At 40.9% G+C, this 12,667-nt stretch carries 14 protein-coding genes; 8 read left to right on the top strand and 6 right to left on the bottom strand.

Translation table 11 applies throughout. The annotated features are described in order from the left end of the window. The first annotated feature begins 11 nt into the window (after positions 1 to 11). The 3 genes from LY624_RS00540 to LY624_RS00530 all read left to right on the top strand — a co-directional run bounded on the left by LY624_RS00540 (position 12) and on the right by LY624_RS00530 (position 2,282). Positions 12 to 722 carry an HAD-IA family hydrolase gene (locus LY624_RS00540; protein ID WP_130150316.1) on the top strand — a complete coding sequence of 237 codons (711 nt, stop codon included), beginning with the start codon at positions 12 to 14 and terminating at the stop codon, positions 720 to 722. 69 nt (positions 723 to 791) lie between these two features. Beyond that, positions 792 to 1,904, top strand: coding sequence for a retropepsin-like aspartic protease (locus LY624_RS00535; protein ID WP_130150314.1), 1,113 nt, complete (start codon positions 792 to 794; stop codon positions 1,902 to 1,904). A 9-nt stretch (positions 1,905 to 1,913) separates the two neighbouring features. After that, complete coding sequence (locus LY624_RS00530) at positions 1,914 to 2,282, top strand: HopJ type III effector protein (protein ID WP_130150312.1); 369 nt, start codon at positions 1,914 to 1,916, stop codon at positions 2,280 to 2,282. Here the strand turns inward: LY624_RS00530 and LY624_RS00525 are convergent. Beyond that, on the bottom strand, positions 2,277 to 2,684 hold the full coding sequence (locus tag LY624_RS00525) for a GNAT family N-acetyltransferase (RefSeq protein ID WP_130150310.1): 408 nt from the start codon (positions 2,682 to 2,684) through the stop codon (positions 2,277 to 2,279). The two genes, LY624_RS00530 and LY624_RS00525, sit on opposite strands and share 6 nt — an antisense overlap. A 46-nt stretch (positions 2,685 to 2,730) precedes the next feature. Continuing rightward, the gene (locus LY624_RS00520; protein WP_063700650.1) at positions 2,731 to 3,036 is read right to left on the bottom strand and encodes a DUF6482 family protein; all 306 of its coding nucleotides are present in this window, start codon (positions 3,034 to 3,036) and stop codon (positions 2,731 to 2,733) included. A 73-nt stretch (positions 3,037 to 3,109) separates the two neighbouring features. On the opposite strand from LY624_RS00520, the gene LY624_RS00515 reads away from it, so the two are divergent. The 3 genes from LY624_RS00515 to LY624_RS00505 all read left to right on the top strand — a co-directional run bounded on the left by LY624_RS00515 (position 3,110) and on the right by LY624_RS00505 (position 5,454). Next, a complete protein-coding gene (locus tag LY624_RS00515; RefSeq protein ID WP_341804373.1) occupies positions 3,110 to 3,796 on the top strand; it encodes a pseudouridine synthase in 687 nt (228 codons plus the stop codon). Positions 3,797 to 3,864: 68 nt separating this feature from the next. Then, positions 3,865 to 4,239 carry a BlaI/MecI/CopY family transcriptional regulator gene (locus LY624_RS00510; protein ID WP_130150308.1) on the top strand — a complete coding sequence of 125 codons (375 nt, stop codon included), beginning with the start codon at positions 3,865 to 3,867 and terminating at the stop codon, positions 4,237 to 4,239. Positions 4,240 to 4,248: 9 nt separating this feature from the next. Next, positions 4,249 to 5,454: a M56 family metallopeptidase gene (locus tag LY624_RS00505; RefSeq protein WP_341803638.1), complete on the top strand. Its 1,206-nt coding sequence runs from the start codon at positions 4,249 to 4,251 to the stop codon at positions 5,452 to 5,454. A gap of 63 nt (positions 5,455 to 5,517) precedes the next feature. On the opposite strand, the gene LY624_RS00500 is transcribed toward LY624_RS00505, so the two are convergent. Continuing rightward, complete coding sequence (locus LY624_RS00500) at positions 5,518 to 5,901, bottom strand: MAPEG family protein (protein ID WP_341803637.1); 384 nt, start codon at positions 5,899 to 5,901, stop codon at positions 5,518 to 5,520. A gap of 232 nt (positions 5,902 to 6,133) precedes the next feature. Between LY624_RS00500 and LY624_RS00495 the strand changes: the two genes are divergently transcribed. Beyond that, positions 6,134 to 7,012 carry a DMT family transporter gene (locus tag LY624_RS00495; RefSeq protein ID WP_341803636.1) on the top strand — a complete coding sequence of 293 codons (879 nt, stop codon included), beginning with the start codon at positions 6,134 to 6,136 and terminating at the stop codon, positions 7,010 to 7,012. A 39-nt stretch (positions 7,013 to 7,051) separates the two neighbouring features. On the opposite strand, the gene LY624_RS00490 is transcribed toward LY624_RS00495, so the two are convergent. Together LY624_RS00490 and LY624_RS00485 are read right to left on the bottom strand one after the other, a co-directional pair. Continuing rightward, positions 7,052 to 7,369 (bottom strand): DMT family transporter, encoded by a 318-nt coding sequence (locus LY624_RS00490; RefSeq protein ID WP_130150301.1) that lies wholly within the window; start codon positions 7,367 to 7,369, stop codon positions 7,052 to 7,054. Next, a complete protein-coding gene (locus tag LY624_RS00485) occupies positions 7,369 to 8,901 on the bottom strand; it encodes a carbon-nitrogen hydrolase family protein (RefSeq protein WP_341803635.1) in 1,533 nt (510 codons plus the stop codon). The genes LY624_RS00490 and LY624_RS00485 overlap by 1 nt, the downstream gene beginning before the upstream one ends. A gap of 256 nt (positions 8,902 to 9,157) precedes the next feature. On the opposite strand from LY624_RS00485, the gene LY624_RS00480 reads away from it, so the two are divergent. After that, the gene (locus LY624_RS00480; RefSeq protein WP_341803634.1) at positions 9,158 to 10,258 is read left to right on the top strand and encodes a GGDEF domain-containing protein; all 1,101 of its coding nucleotides are present in this window, start codon (positions 9,158 to 9,160) and stop codon (positions 10,256 to 10,258) included. Here LY624_RS00480 and LY624_RS00475 read toward each other — a convergent pair. Then, on the bottom strand, positions 10,251 to 12,533 hold the full coding sequence (locus LY624_RS00475; RefSeq protein ID WP_130150296.1) for a penicillin acylase family protein: 2,283 nt from the start codon (positions 12,531 to 12,533) through the stop codon (positions 10,251 to 10,253). The two genes, LY624_RS00480 and LY624_RS00475, sit on opposite strands and share 8 nt — an antisense overlap. Positions 12,534 to 12,667 lie beyond the last annotated feature (134 nt).

Genomic DNA, 12,667 nt, shown 5'->3' with positions numbered 1-12,667 from the left:
CCGTTGTAATTATGATCCGATTTAATCGTGCCTTATCGCCAGTATCTGTGTTAAGTTTTGATTTAGATGACACGCTATACAATAACCATCCAATCATAAAATCAGCTTTGCAAGCGCAAGCCAATTACCTCGCTAAAATAGAGCAATGGCCAACCGATAGCACGACTTATTGGCTAAAGTGTCGCGATAATGCCTTAAAACAAGATACAACATTAATCGATGATGTAACTCGTTGGCGACAAGCCGCCTTGTTGTATGCCATGACAGACTTGGGGTTTGATAAAGAAGCTGCTCAGCAGCATGCACATCAAGCCTATCAAGCTTTTGCCAATGCCCGCAGCCAAGTAACCGTTGCTAATGATGTACTTAATTTACTTGCTAACCTTAATAAACAGTACCGTTTAATTGCCATCACCAATGGGAATGTTGAGGTAGAAAAATTTAATCTCAACGGTGTTTTTGAGCTTGTTTTACAAGCAGGCCCGCACGGTAAAGCAAAACCACACAGCGCCTTATTTGATAGTGCAGCTGCCAAGCTAAACGTCCCTCATAATGAGATTTTGCATATTGGTGATAGCCTAGACACGGATGTACAAGGGGCTAATAACGCAGGCTGCCAAAGCGTTTGGCTGAATAACCAAGAAGCTCAATACCAATATAAAGGCCTAGCAGATATCGAAATCAGTAACATTCTAGCCCTTCGTTACTTAGTTAAAAGCTAACTATTTTTTAATTTGTTTTATGCTGATAAAGTAACCAAGTTAAGAGAAGGCTTTTTACAGGCAAGATAGATGAATACTCTACTCAAATTAATATTGGTGTGTTCTCTTTGTTTAAATACTTATTTTATATGGCAAATAAACTCTCAATACGCCCCTGAAGTAACGCCAGAGCAAGCCACTACTAAGACGCTAGAAAAAACCACTGTTTTGCCCAGTGAGTTTGAACAAGCTATTGTATTTTTTAATAACCAACAATTTGATAAAGCAATTGAGTTTTATACACAACTTCTTGCAAACGACCCTCACCAAGCCAAACAATTAAAACAAGCTTGGCAACAAGAGGTTGAAGCTTGGCTCTCAGGTCACGATGAAGATTTAAGCGAGCTGTTTCTAAGCACATTTTTAAAACGTCATCCTTATGACATTACAATGCTAAAACTTGATGCTAAACGACTTATCAATCAAGGCCATCTTCAGCAAGGGATCGTGAGCTTAATGGCATTAGCAAATAGATTGGATAGCAATCAACAAGGCTCTTTAGCTAAACAGATTGAGGAATTAGTCACTTTACAGATCAATGCCCTCACTCAGGCACAACAATGGCAACAACTACTAGAGCACAGCTTACAGTGGCTAGACTATGCGCCACATAACCCACACTACTTATATACTTATGCGATGGCTTATTATCAGCTAGGAGACTATGTTGCCAGTCAAGTAGCCCTTGAGCAACTACCTGAAAATCATGCATTTATAAACCAAGCCAATGAGTTACGTCATAAATTACAGCAAGCATTAACTGGCGTGGATATCATTGAACTCACCCCTCGTGGCGCGCACTATTTGGTTAACAGTGTTATTAATGACACTCTGCACATTAAATTAATGATAGATACGGGGGCTAGCTTCACCGTGATAAACCAAGCGCAGCTGGATAACCTCACAGAGCCAGCCATTTTTATAGGTACGCTACAAGTCAATACTGCAAATGGCATCGTTGCAGCTAAGCGTTATAGACTACGCTCTTTTCAAATTGGTCAACAATATATAGATAATTTTGATGTATTAGTGATAGATAATCACTCTGGCGTTGGATTACTAGGTATGAACTTTCTCGGAAATTATAAGTTTAATATCAATCAACAACAGGATGAGTTAGAGTTAATAAAAAGTAACAATTAAGGATGAAGCATGACACTCAATGAATTTTTAGCAAAACTAGCAGATACACCCACATTGATTGAATTCACTGATACCATGGCCGTTATCGAGCAAAACTACCATTTCACTCCCAGTGGGTTTAATAACCATGGGCTTATTAGCTCAGCAAATGAAAATAATGGCTCATGTAAGATCTTTGCCTTTGCCAAACTAAACCAATTGAGTAAACAAAACACATTAGATTGTTTCGGTGCTTTTTACCGTGACGATGTGCTTAAGCATCCTGATGCACATGATCACATGAATATTCGTACATTTATGCTCGCACCAGAAGCCACGCCCTTTTTGGGAGTAACATTCACGGAAGAAAATGTCCTAACGGCCAAATTTGAGCTATAGGCTTTTTTCCATAAAGTAACGGCAACCATCAAGTGGGTAATTGGCCATTTGGTATTTCACTTGGTAACCGTTTTTCTCATAAAAAGGCTTTGCTTGGAAGTCGAGTGTATCAAGTTGAGCTATATTTGCGCCAAGCGCAGTAGCTTTACTTTCAAGCTCATTCAACAGTCGCGAGGCAAGGCCCCTACCTCTAACAGAGTCGTCACACCATAGCCAATTTATTAATAACCAATTGCCAAATACTTGGCCGCTAATACCTGCAACCATTACTCGCTTTTTATCAACAAACTTAAAGCCTAATGGAATACGTTCTGCGTTAAAATGCTGCTTGTTATAAGTAACAATATGCGCTCTTAGCTCATCACTTAACTCTACTGAATCATCACTTTTTAATTGATACATAGCATACCTATAAAATGTTATGACTCAGTATACGCTTTAAAATCAATCAGTATAGATGATTCTTGCCATAAGGAACCTCAAGCATATTGCTGGCGAGCTTCTCTGGCTGCCCACACATTTCATCATAAGCACTGGTGTGGCGTAAAACCATATCACCATAACTTAAGTGATCGAGGCGCTTTTGAATGTGCAACGGGCTAATATCGCGAATAAACTCACCTTGCTCATCAGTGACATAATATTCAACGTTATTGATCACCACAGACACCTGATACAGTGCCATTTCCAACGAATGAAGGATAACCTTTTGCAGTGGTTGGTGCGCTGCAAGTTCAGATAACTTAATTGCCATGTCGAACCCCCTTTTTTCTTCTTATACGCGGGTTTGATATACTGTGATCAAATTAACTGTACAAAAATCACCCATGTCAGAAAAAGTACGACTTGCTAAATTTATTGCCCATGCAGGTGTTTGTTCTCGAAAGCAAGCATCGCGCTTGATAGATCAAGGTAAGGTAACAGTAAATGGCCGTGCTGCAAATCATATAGATCATGTTGATGAGCACGATGATGTGATGGTACTTGACGAGAAAATTTCAGCAAAAGCACCACTTACCTACTTTGCGTATCACAAGCCTGTTGGTATAGATTGCAAATTAAATGCTGACGACCCAACAAGCCTTATTCATAGCCTGCCTAAAACCACTCGCGTTTACCCAATTGGCCGGCTCGACAAAGACTCCCGAGGTTTGTTGATTTTGACCAATGACGGTGAGTTTTGTAATCAACTGATCCACCCTGATTACCACCAACCTAAACGCTATTTAGTCACCGTTGATAAACCACTTGATAGCGACTTCTGTAAAAAAATGGCGGGCGGTGTGCCTGTCGATAAACAAATAACCCTCCCTTGCGAGGTGACTCAAGTCGGCGAAACGCAGTTTTGCATCGTCTTAAAACAAGGTTTAAATCGGCAAATACGTAAAATGGCACGTTTTTGTGGCTACAAAGTCATCGATCTTTACCGCACAGATATCGCAAAGCTTTCACTCACCACGCTGGATTTGCCCGAAGGACAGATAGTCAGTATCAAAAAAAGTGACATTATCTAACAAAAAAGTTTGCATTAATTGATTACGCGTGTAATCTTAAATTAAAGATTACATCTGTAGGCATAAAAATGATTGAACTTTCTAAGGCTGAATTCGAAGTATTAGATGCTGTGTGGATTAACTACCCTGCCACGGCAAGTGAAGTAATTGCGCGTTTAAGTGACGATAAAGAATGGCACGAAAAAACCATCAAAACGCTACTAAGTCGTTTAGTTAAAAAAGGCGCGCTAAGCTTCGAAAAACAAGGTCGCCAATATAACTACACTCCCTGCATTGCCCGTGAAGAATACACATTAAAAGAAAGCCAAAGCTTTATTGAACGCTTTTTTAACGGCCGTATTGCACCATTAGTAAGTGGTTTTGCTAAGTCAGAGCAACTCTCGCAACATGATATTGATGAGCTTAAAAAGGTCATTGATGATTGGGAAAAACAGCAAAAGTAAGGCGTTGTTATGTTAGATGCATTTTTTAATTGGCTGTTAGATCAACAGCTTTTGATCTCATCTGCAATTTTGTTTTTGTTGCTGCTAGAGCGAAAGCTACTAAGCCAACTGTCGGCACGCTTAGTTTATACACTGTGGGCGCTATTACCGATTAGTTTATTGTTAGCGAACTTACCTGATCACTTAAAGCCAATTCAAAACGACTTTATCAGTAAGCTGACTATCACGCCAAACACAGAAGTAATGCCGCAATTTACGCTAACTTGGTTTGCTATTTATGGTTTTATTAGTGCCGCACTGCTGATCACTGCCGTGTATTTTCATTACCGTTTTTTAGCAAAACTGCAATTAGCACCAATTACGATTGATCATCACAGCAACCAAAACATGCGCTTATACCAAAGTAAACAAGTGAGCTCACCGATGGTTGTAGGAGTTATAAACACTAAGCTAGTGCTGCCAACAAACTACCAAAGCCACTACGATAGCCATGCTTTAGCACTAATTTTAGAGCATGAATCAGTGCACATTAAACGCAAAGATAACCTAATTAATGCCATCGCTTTAAGTGCCACTATTTTGCTGTGGTTTAACCCTGTCGCTTGGCTTGGCTATGCAAGTCTTCGCCGTATTCAAGAGCTTTCATGTGATGAGCAAGTACTCAAAAATAAATCAACTGAACAACGAATTTTATACAGTAAGGCATTAGTGCACTGTGCAAGCTTTAGCAGAGCAGGCTTAATGGCTTATTCACAATACGGAGATAAAAACACCATGTTACAACGTCTAAATCAAATAAAGCAGATCGACAACAGCTCATTTATCGCAAAAACAGCGTTAGTTATTTTTACAACAGGCATGCTTAGCAGCTTTGCCATTGCAAAACAGCCGATGTCAGTTGAAAAGACAAAAGACTATCAAGCGGTTATGCGCGTAGAGCCGATATACCCCATTCAAGCTGCGGAGCAAGGCATTAGCGGTTCAGTCGTTTTGAAATACGATATTTTACCAAGTGGCGCCACCAGCAATGTCAGTGTGGTAAGCGCAGAGCCTGAAGCTGTTTTCAATCGAGAAGCGAAAAGAGCCTTAAAAAAATGGCAATATGCGCCATCTGAATCTGGCTATAAAAACGCCTTGGTACAACTCGATTTTGCCTTAGACGAAAACTATCAAGCAAAGGATTTAATAGAGAAAATTAAAGTTAGCTCTAAGTAAGAGTAACCACTTAAGACCCTAAAGCAAGCGCCTTATTTAAGCCGCTTGCTTTGTGGTTTTTGACTAGAGGGAAAGAGCAATCATTGCCACAGCACTTACATAGCCAACAAGCCAAACTAACGAGCGCAAAATATCTTGGTTTATATAGTAAAAAATACAATATAGGACACGAGCAATTATATGCACAACAGCTAACATTTCAGTAGCTTGATAAACATTGTTGGTCGCAATTACCACCGCTAAAGCAACAGCAAAAACGACTAATGACTCAAAACTATTTTGATGAGCAGCCAGCGCCCTCGCCCCAAAACCTGTCAACTTACTTTGTTGATCTCTTGGGTGTTTATTGTCATATCCTTCAAGCTTATTTTGCGCAAAAGCCACGGGAGCTTTAGCTAAATAAGGTATGAACACTGCGATGAGTGCGCAGATAATAAGTGTGGTCATGATATTTCCTTATTTTGTTTGTAACACTACCCTATCGCAAACAAAAAAAAGCCGCTACTTATAACAGCAGCGGCCAGCAATAGCATCATTGTCACTATAGCCTAATGACCGCATAAAAGCCCTGCGGCATATTGTCACAGCTGAGTTTTCCTCAAGTTGGTCGATAAGCTGATGCCCTCATACTTTGGTTTTGTTACTCTATACCCAAGCCCCTCATTAATGTATTTTCAATATGACTTGGATTTTCTTAACTATTTTTGCGGCATTTATGCAGTCGTGGCGCAACGCTCTGCAAAGTCAACTCAGTGCAACAGTGAGTGTTGCTGGGGTAACGCTTGCTCGCTTTATCATTGCCAGCCCAATTGCTGCCCTGTATTTATTTGCACTTTATCAGTATCAAGACGCCGCACTTCCTGACTTTAATCTGGCTTTTATTGGCTACATTGTTGGCGCCAGTATCGTCCAAATTGTTGCCACAGGTTTAATGGTTAAACTGTTTAAAATGAATAACTTTGCAGTCGGTGCAGGGCTTGCTAAAAGTGAAGCACTGATGGCCGCTATTTTAGGTGTTATGTTCTTTGGCTCAGTACTATCATTGCTAGGTTGGGTTGGGGTATTTATTGGTGCAATTGCGGTATTGCTATTAAGTGGCATTGCGAATGTAAAACACTTTAATTTGGGCACTGCACTCCTTGGGCTTGCTTGTGGTACCTCATTTGCTCTTTCATCATCATGGATCCGTGAGGCAAGTTTAAATTCAGGACTGACTTTCCCACACTCTGCAGCTTGGGTACTGGTACTGATAATTAGCTTACAAACGCTGATGCTGTGCGCTTATATTGCACTCAAGGAGCGCGATACATTTAAGAAAATGTGGCATCACAAAGGCACCACTACCGCTGTTAGTGTTTGTAGCTGTTTAGGTTCCATAGGTTGGTTTAGCGCCATGAGCTTGCAGCATGTTGCTTATGTTAAAACACTGGGGCAAATAGAGGTATTCTTTACCATTTTGGTATCGATTCTTTGGTTAAAACAGCCGTTAAAGCGCCAAGACACAGCGGGGCTTGTGTTAATTGCGCTGGCAGCCATTCTAGTAATGCTACCCAATTAGATGTGTTTCTAGTCATTAAAAAGCGGCATAGCCGCTTTTTTAATGACTAATTTTTAGGGTTATCACACCACTGATTATCAGCAGTACTCCGGCAATGCGGCCAAATGTGGCAGCATCACCATAAAATAAAATACCGACCAAGAAAGTGCCCGCTGCACCGATTCCTGTCCATACTGCATAGGATGTCCCCATCGGAATATCCTTTTGCGCCAACCACAACATAAAACCACTAGCGACCATAAAGGCGACGGCTATCGCAATGCCTAACCAGCGACTCTCTGATTCTTGAGACATTTTAAGACCGACTGGCCAGCCTATTTCTAACAACCCTGCGACAATTAAATACAACCACGCCATTATTGATCTCGCTTTTTCAGGATCACGTCATATAAATCTTCACGGCGATCTTTTAAGTTTCTTACCGTGCCTTCACTGTGAAGAATTTTTAGTTTATCCATATCTAAATCACTGAATAACAGCATTTCGGTATTCGGTGTTGCTTCGTTCAAGGTCGCATCATGCGGGAATGAGAAATCAGAAGGGGTAAGCACTGCCGATTGCGAGTACTGTACGTCTAAGCTCTCTACCTCAGGTAGGTTACCAACCGAGCCTGCAATCACAACATAACACTCATTTTCGATTGCACGTGCTTGCGCACAATGGCGAACACGTAAGTAGCTATTTTTAGTATCCGTCCAAAATGGTACAAATAAAATATCAAGCCCTTGCTTAGCGAGAATACGTGACAGTTCAGGGAACTCTACATCGTAACAAATTTGAATACCGACACGACCCGCATCCGTTTCAAATACGGCAATCTTGTCACCCCCTTGGATTACCCAGTCATTTTGCTCATGGGGCGTGATATGTATTTTGCGCTGCTCATCAATTTTACCGCTACGGTGGCACAAATAGCTGACATTATAAATCTTGTCATCTTCAGCGAGCGGCATTGAGCCGGTAATAATATTGGCATTGTATTCAACTGCCATGCGCGACATCGCATCACGGAACGTTTCAGTGTATTCGGCTAAATAACGAATGGCTTCCGTTTGAGTGCACTGCTCGGTTAAACCCATTAACGGCGCATTGAAAAATTCCGGAAATAAAATAAAGTCGCTTTTATAGTCAGACACCGTATCAACAAAATACTCAACTTGCTTAAGTAACTCCTCAACTGAGTCGACGCAGCGCATTTGCCACTGTACAGCACCAACACGCACTATAGATTTAGTTGATTCAAGTACCGTATCAGTGGGTTCAAACATAATGTTATTCCACTCTAGTAAAGTGGCATAACCCACTGACTCCTGATCTTCTGGTAGGTATTTTTTAAGTAAGCGCTTTACTTGGAAATCGTTAGAAAGTTGAAAACTTAGAATTGGATCATAAAGCTCTTTATGATCAACCTTTTCGATGTACTCCATGGGTGACATTTCAGAGCTATGATTGTAATAACGTGGAATACGCCCACCCGCTAAAATAGCGCGTAAGTTATACTGACGGCATAATTCTTTGCGCGCATCGTATAAGCGTCGGCCTAAGCGCATACCCCGGTGAGTTGATGATATAACCACATCTAAACCATAAAGTGCATCGCCTTCTGGGTCGCTAAAAACACGGTCGTGACCATCAACAATATCTTCGTAGGTATGCGGGTTAGAAAAACGTGCGTAATCGACTTGCACACTCAAGGCGATACCCACAAGCACACCGTCATCAACAATGCCGATTTGACCTTCAGGGAACTGATCGATTAAACGAAAAATGGTGTGGCTTGGCCACGCTCCACCTAGGCCTGGGTACGCTTGATCCATCAGAACTTTGATTTGTGGATATTGCTCTTTGGTTAAATTACAAATCTCTAGATGCGTTTTTTCAGCCGACATACATACTCCTTTAGGGCATAACAGGAAACACAAAGCAAACTATACGGTAACACCTTTAAAATAGCTCTTTTTAGAGTGGCATCAATTACACACTATGCCAAGTATCAGCATAATAAACATCGTATGAATATGCGTTTAATTAAATCCACTCACAATAAACTTATCAATGATTCAAGGTGATATTGGTGATTTATTCATCAGCAAGGCTATTTTCATCTATACTTTGTGTTTAAACGCCTGCTTGTATGAGGTTCATTTGATAAAACATTTACTAAAACAATCAAAGCAGTCAGGTTTAGAAGAAATAGAACAAGTAAAGTTTTTAATCATTTCTAAAATCGCATATTTCGCACTGGTAGTGCATGCGTTGCTCATTCCACTTTTTGCCCATGTGGGCGCTATTACTTTAGCTTTAGTCAATATTCTTAGTGTCGTTGCTTGGGGCAGCGGTATCTTTCTAATAAAACAAGGCTTGACCTCTTTAGCATTGAGAGTATTTTGTTTAGAAGTGCTTATCCATGCTGTAGTGGTATGCGCCACATTAGGGCTCGATTTAGGGTTTCAATTTTATTTATGGACTATCTCCTGTATTTTGATGATTGACTACCAATTATCACTAAAACGCGCTGCACTATACAGCTTATTGATGATCACTACCTTTGCTCTTCTATACATCTTTTTCAACGATGTACCTTATCAATATACCTACCCGCAGCTTATTCCTTATGTACATTTAACAAATATTATCATTGCTGGTTTGCCTATGGTTTACGCTATTGGGCTGATCAGAGAAATTACGCTTTCACAACGTATTGAATTAACCGAAATGGCATCACGAGATCCACTCACCAAACTTTATAATCGCCGCTTTGCTAAAAAATTAATTTTAGCAACATACAGAAAAAGCATCGAAGCGGAACAAAGTTTGTGCCTTGTCATGGCTGATATCGATCACTTTAAACAAATCAATGATACCTATGGTCATGACAAAGGCGATACGATTTTAGTTAATATTACACAAGCAATATGTGAATTTTTAAATGAAACAGATATAGCTGTACGTTGGGGGGGTGAGGAGTTTTTGCTCTTACTCGATAATACCGATGAGCATCACGGGTTACAAAAAATAGAGGCCTTGCGTGAACATATTGCGACACTAGACGCTCACCAAGAGCTGCCAAACTTATCGGTGACAATGAGTTTTGGCTTAATTGAATGGCAACCGCTTGCATCTTTAGAGAGCATGTTGCAGCAAGCTGATGCAGCGCTATATGACAGTAAAGATGCAGGAAGAAATACTACCACGGTTGTAAAAGCATTCTGTTTACAACTGGATGATACTGATGCGGTTAATTAACCGCATCTATCGTAATACTATGCATAATGCTCTGTGGCATTAGAGGGGTGAGACCTTCACTAACATAGTCATCAAATCCCGCACGATAAAACTCAGACAGTGGATGCCCAGACTGACCGCCAGGAATTGCCATTATAGCCTTATCTAAGTGCCCAGGCTGTACAATAAATCGTTGTGAGGCACCAAAACTACGCCCTTGTACGGCTGGCATAAAGGTATCACCAAACCCTGGAGCTGCTGGCATGTTGAGCAACTTTTTGAGTACGGGAATTTGTTTTGCGAATGGGTGCTCAATAACGAGTTCATTCACGCTTCCCCACTGCCAATTTTGCATGTTCTGTCCATATTGAGTGGTCAGCTTATCAAGGGTACGATCAAATGCTGCTCGCATTTGCTCAGACCAATCAGCATAATCAGGATTTAGCCAACCTTTCGGTTGAGTATTTATTAGTTGCCAAACAGCAGGTTCAAGATCTCGCTTCACGTGCTTTAAGCTGCCATCAAACGTTTGCAGTTCGTTTTCCAGCGGGCTGAAGAGGCCATTAATCACTTCATCACGGTAGTACTTCACTAACGTATAACCAATTGAATCTGCACATGCACATGCTTGCCAATTGTTTAACTCTGATAGATAAGCTTTATACTCATCGGGTCTACTTTCAAGTTGCTTTACAAGTAGGTTATGCCATTTTGTTAAAAAGCGAGCTTCATTATCATGCTGCAACTGATAAAAATCACTCTCTGTGAATTGCTGCTTTTCAAATAAACGGTTGCGGATCTGAGCTGAACGTGCGCCCATCGCATAAGCACCATTACCAAAGCGTTTATTATCTTCAGCCGAAACAACACGTGAGTTCCCAGTCCAAAGTCGACCACTTGCAGGGTTTTTAACATAGGGTCGCTCAGTTTCATTTTCGTGCCACCCTACAGGGTAATTTTGCTCCGAGACAGCAAGTTCACTAGGGACTTTGCGTGCAGGAATCGCCCCCATGTTCTTCCAAGCAGCATTCCCACTATCATCTACAACCATTAGATTTTGTACAGGAATACCCACATCAGCTGCAAGCGCTAACGCATCATCAACATTGTTTGCTTGCTCAAGCTTTATTAGGTCCATATTAACCGCATAATCATGATGTGCCACCCAACTTAGTGCATAAGGCTTACCGTTAATATTTTTTACTGGACCATACTCACTCATGGTCAGTGCATAGTTTTCACTACTACCATCATTAAGTAAAATCGCTTCATCTATCTGCCATGTTTTGTCGTGCCCGTCGAGTGCAATCCAATCAGCTGTATCCAAGTAGCCATTGGTAAAACCCCAAGCGACTTTATTGTTCGTGCCAACCACAATTGCAGGGGCACCAGGTAGCGAAACACCTGTTATTTGTTGCATCTGCCCATTTAAAGGATAATTCAACTGCGCCCTATACCAAATAATCGGCACCGCAAACGACAAATGCATATCATCAGATAACATCCCAGCACCTGTTTGCGTTAAATCCCCCGTAACAGCCCAATTATTACTGCCTAACTCCTTCGTATCTTCAATATGCGTGATCATACTCAAAGGTGCTGATAAGGAAGGGATCGAGTGATTGTAAGGTTCTAGCTGACTATTATCGAGAGCAGCCTGATACATGCTAGGTTGCGTAATAAAAGCAACCATCTCTTTACCAAATATTTGCTCTATTTGAATCAGGGTTTTATCTCGTTCAAAAGTCGCTGTTTGCAAATCTAAATACATACTAAAAATAGTCAGTAAGCTGTCTTCACTTTGCCATGGTTTCGCTGTAGCAGCTGTTAGTAAATATTCAAAACTATCAAAGCCCGTTTGCGCGTGTCCCTCATTCACACCTTTCGCATATGTCGCCAATAGTGCTCGATCTGACGAAGGCAATTGCTCGAATAAAATTTGGCTTCGTTTTCTCAACTGATGAAAGCGCATTGTTTTATCAAGTTCCAGCGCGGCTTTGCCAAATAATTCACTTAACTCTCCGGCTGCATTTCGACGCAATAAATCCATTTGGAAAAAGCGATCTTGTCCATGAGCAAAGCCAAGCGCATATGCCGCATCTAAACGACTTTGTGCATGAATCACAGCTTGACCAAGCACATCTCGTTCGATTTTAACGGACTGTTCAATTGCTGTACTTTTTCCTTTGCCATCCAGCGCTGGCAAGCTTAAGTTCAACGCCCCATAAATAAGGCCCGTAGCCAATAACGCAACGATGAGTAGACTCATCAACAACCATTTAATTATTTTAAACATATTAAATACGCTTCCGCAGGAGTTATAGGCCTATAGTAACCAGTGTTTTATGAAAAAATAGTGTTTCGATACAAATAATTAAATTTAGTTTTACGATTGTGTGCTTCATTTTTATTTACGACAGAAATTGTCTA

The organism is Pseudoalteromonas sp. N1230-9, assembly GCF_032716425.1.
Lineage (GTDB): Bacteria > Pseudomonadota > Gammaproteobacteria > Enterobacterales > Alteromonadaceae > Pseudoalteromonas.
This window is presented reverse-complemented; position numbering and strand designations above follow the sequence as displayed.

What these genes read in the sequence shown, in the direction of transcription:
- LY624_RS00520 (WP_063700650.1), bottom strand. Translation starts at nt 3,036, where the DNA reads ATGGCAATTAAGTTATCTGAACTTGCAGCGCACCAACCACTGCAAAAG.
- LY624_RS00515 (WP_341804373.1), top strand. Translation starts at nt 3,110, where the DNA reads ATGTCAGAAAAAGTACGACTTGCTAAATTTATTGCCCATGCAGGTGTT.
- LY624_RS00490 (WP_130150301.1), bottom strand. Translation starts at nt 7,369, where the DNA reads ATGGCGTGGTTGTATTTAATTGTCGCAGGGTTGTTAGAAATAGGCTGG.
- LY624_RS00500 (WP_341803637.1), bottom strand. Translation starts at nt 5,901, where the DNA reads ATGACCACACTTATTATCTGCGCACTCATCGCAGTGTTCATACCTTAT.
- LY624_RS00530 (WP_130150312.1), top strand. Translation starts at nt 1,914, where the DNA reads ATGACACTCAATGAATTTTTAGCAAAACTAGCAGATACACCCACATTG.
- LY624_RS00475 (WP_130150296.1), bottom strand. Translation starts at nt 12,533, where the DNA reads ATGTTTAAAATAATTAAATGGTTGTTGATGAGTCTACTCATCGTTGCG.
- LY624_RS00495 (WP_341803636.1), top strand. Translation starts at nt 6,134, where the DNA reads ATGACTTGGATTTTCTTAACTATTTTTGCGGCATTTATGCAGTCGTGG.
- LY624_RS00540 (WP_130150316.1), top strand. Translation starts at nt 12, where the DNA reads ATGATCCGATTTAATCGTGCCTTATCGCCAGTATCTGTGTTAAGTTTT.
- LY624_RS00525 (WP_130150310.1), bottom strand. Translation starts at nt 2,684, where the DNA reads ATGTATCAATTAAAAAGTGATGATTCAGTAGAGTTAAGTGATGAGCTA.
- LY624_RS00535 (WP_130150314.1), top strand. Translation starts at nt 792, where the DNA reads ATGAATACTCTACTCAAATTAATATTGGTGTGTTCTCTTTGTTTAAAT.
- LY624_RS00505 (WP_341803638.1), top strand. Translation starts at nt 4,249, where the DNA reads ATGTTAGATGCATTTTTTAATTGGCTGTTAGATCAACAGCTTTTGATC.
- LY624_RS00485 (WP_341803635.1), bottom strand. Translation starts at nt 8,901, where the DNA reads ATGTCGGCTGAAAAAACGCATCTAGAGATTTGTAATTTAACCAAAGAG.
- LY624_RS00510 (WP_130150308.1), top strand. Translation starts at nt 3,865, where the DNA reads ATGATTGAACTTTCTAAGGCTGAATTCGAAGTATTAGATGCTGTGTGG.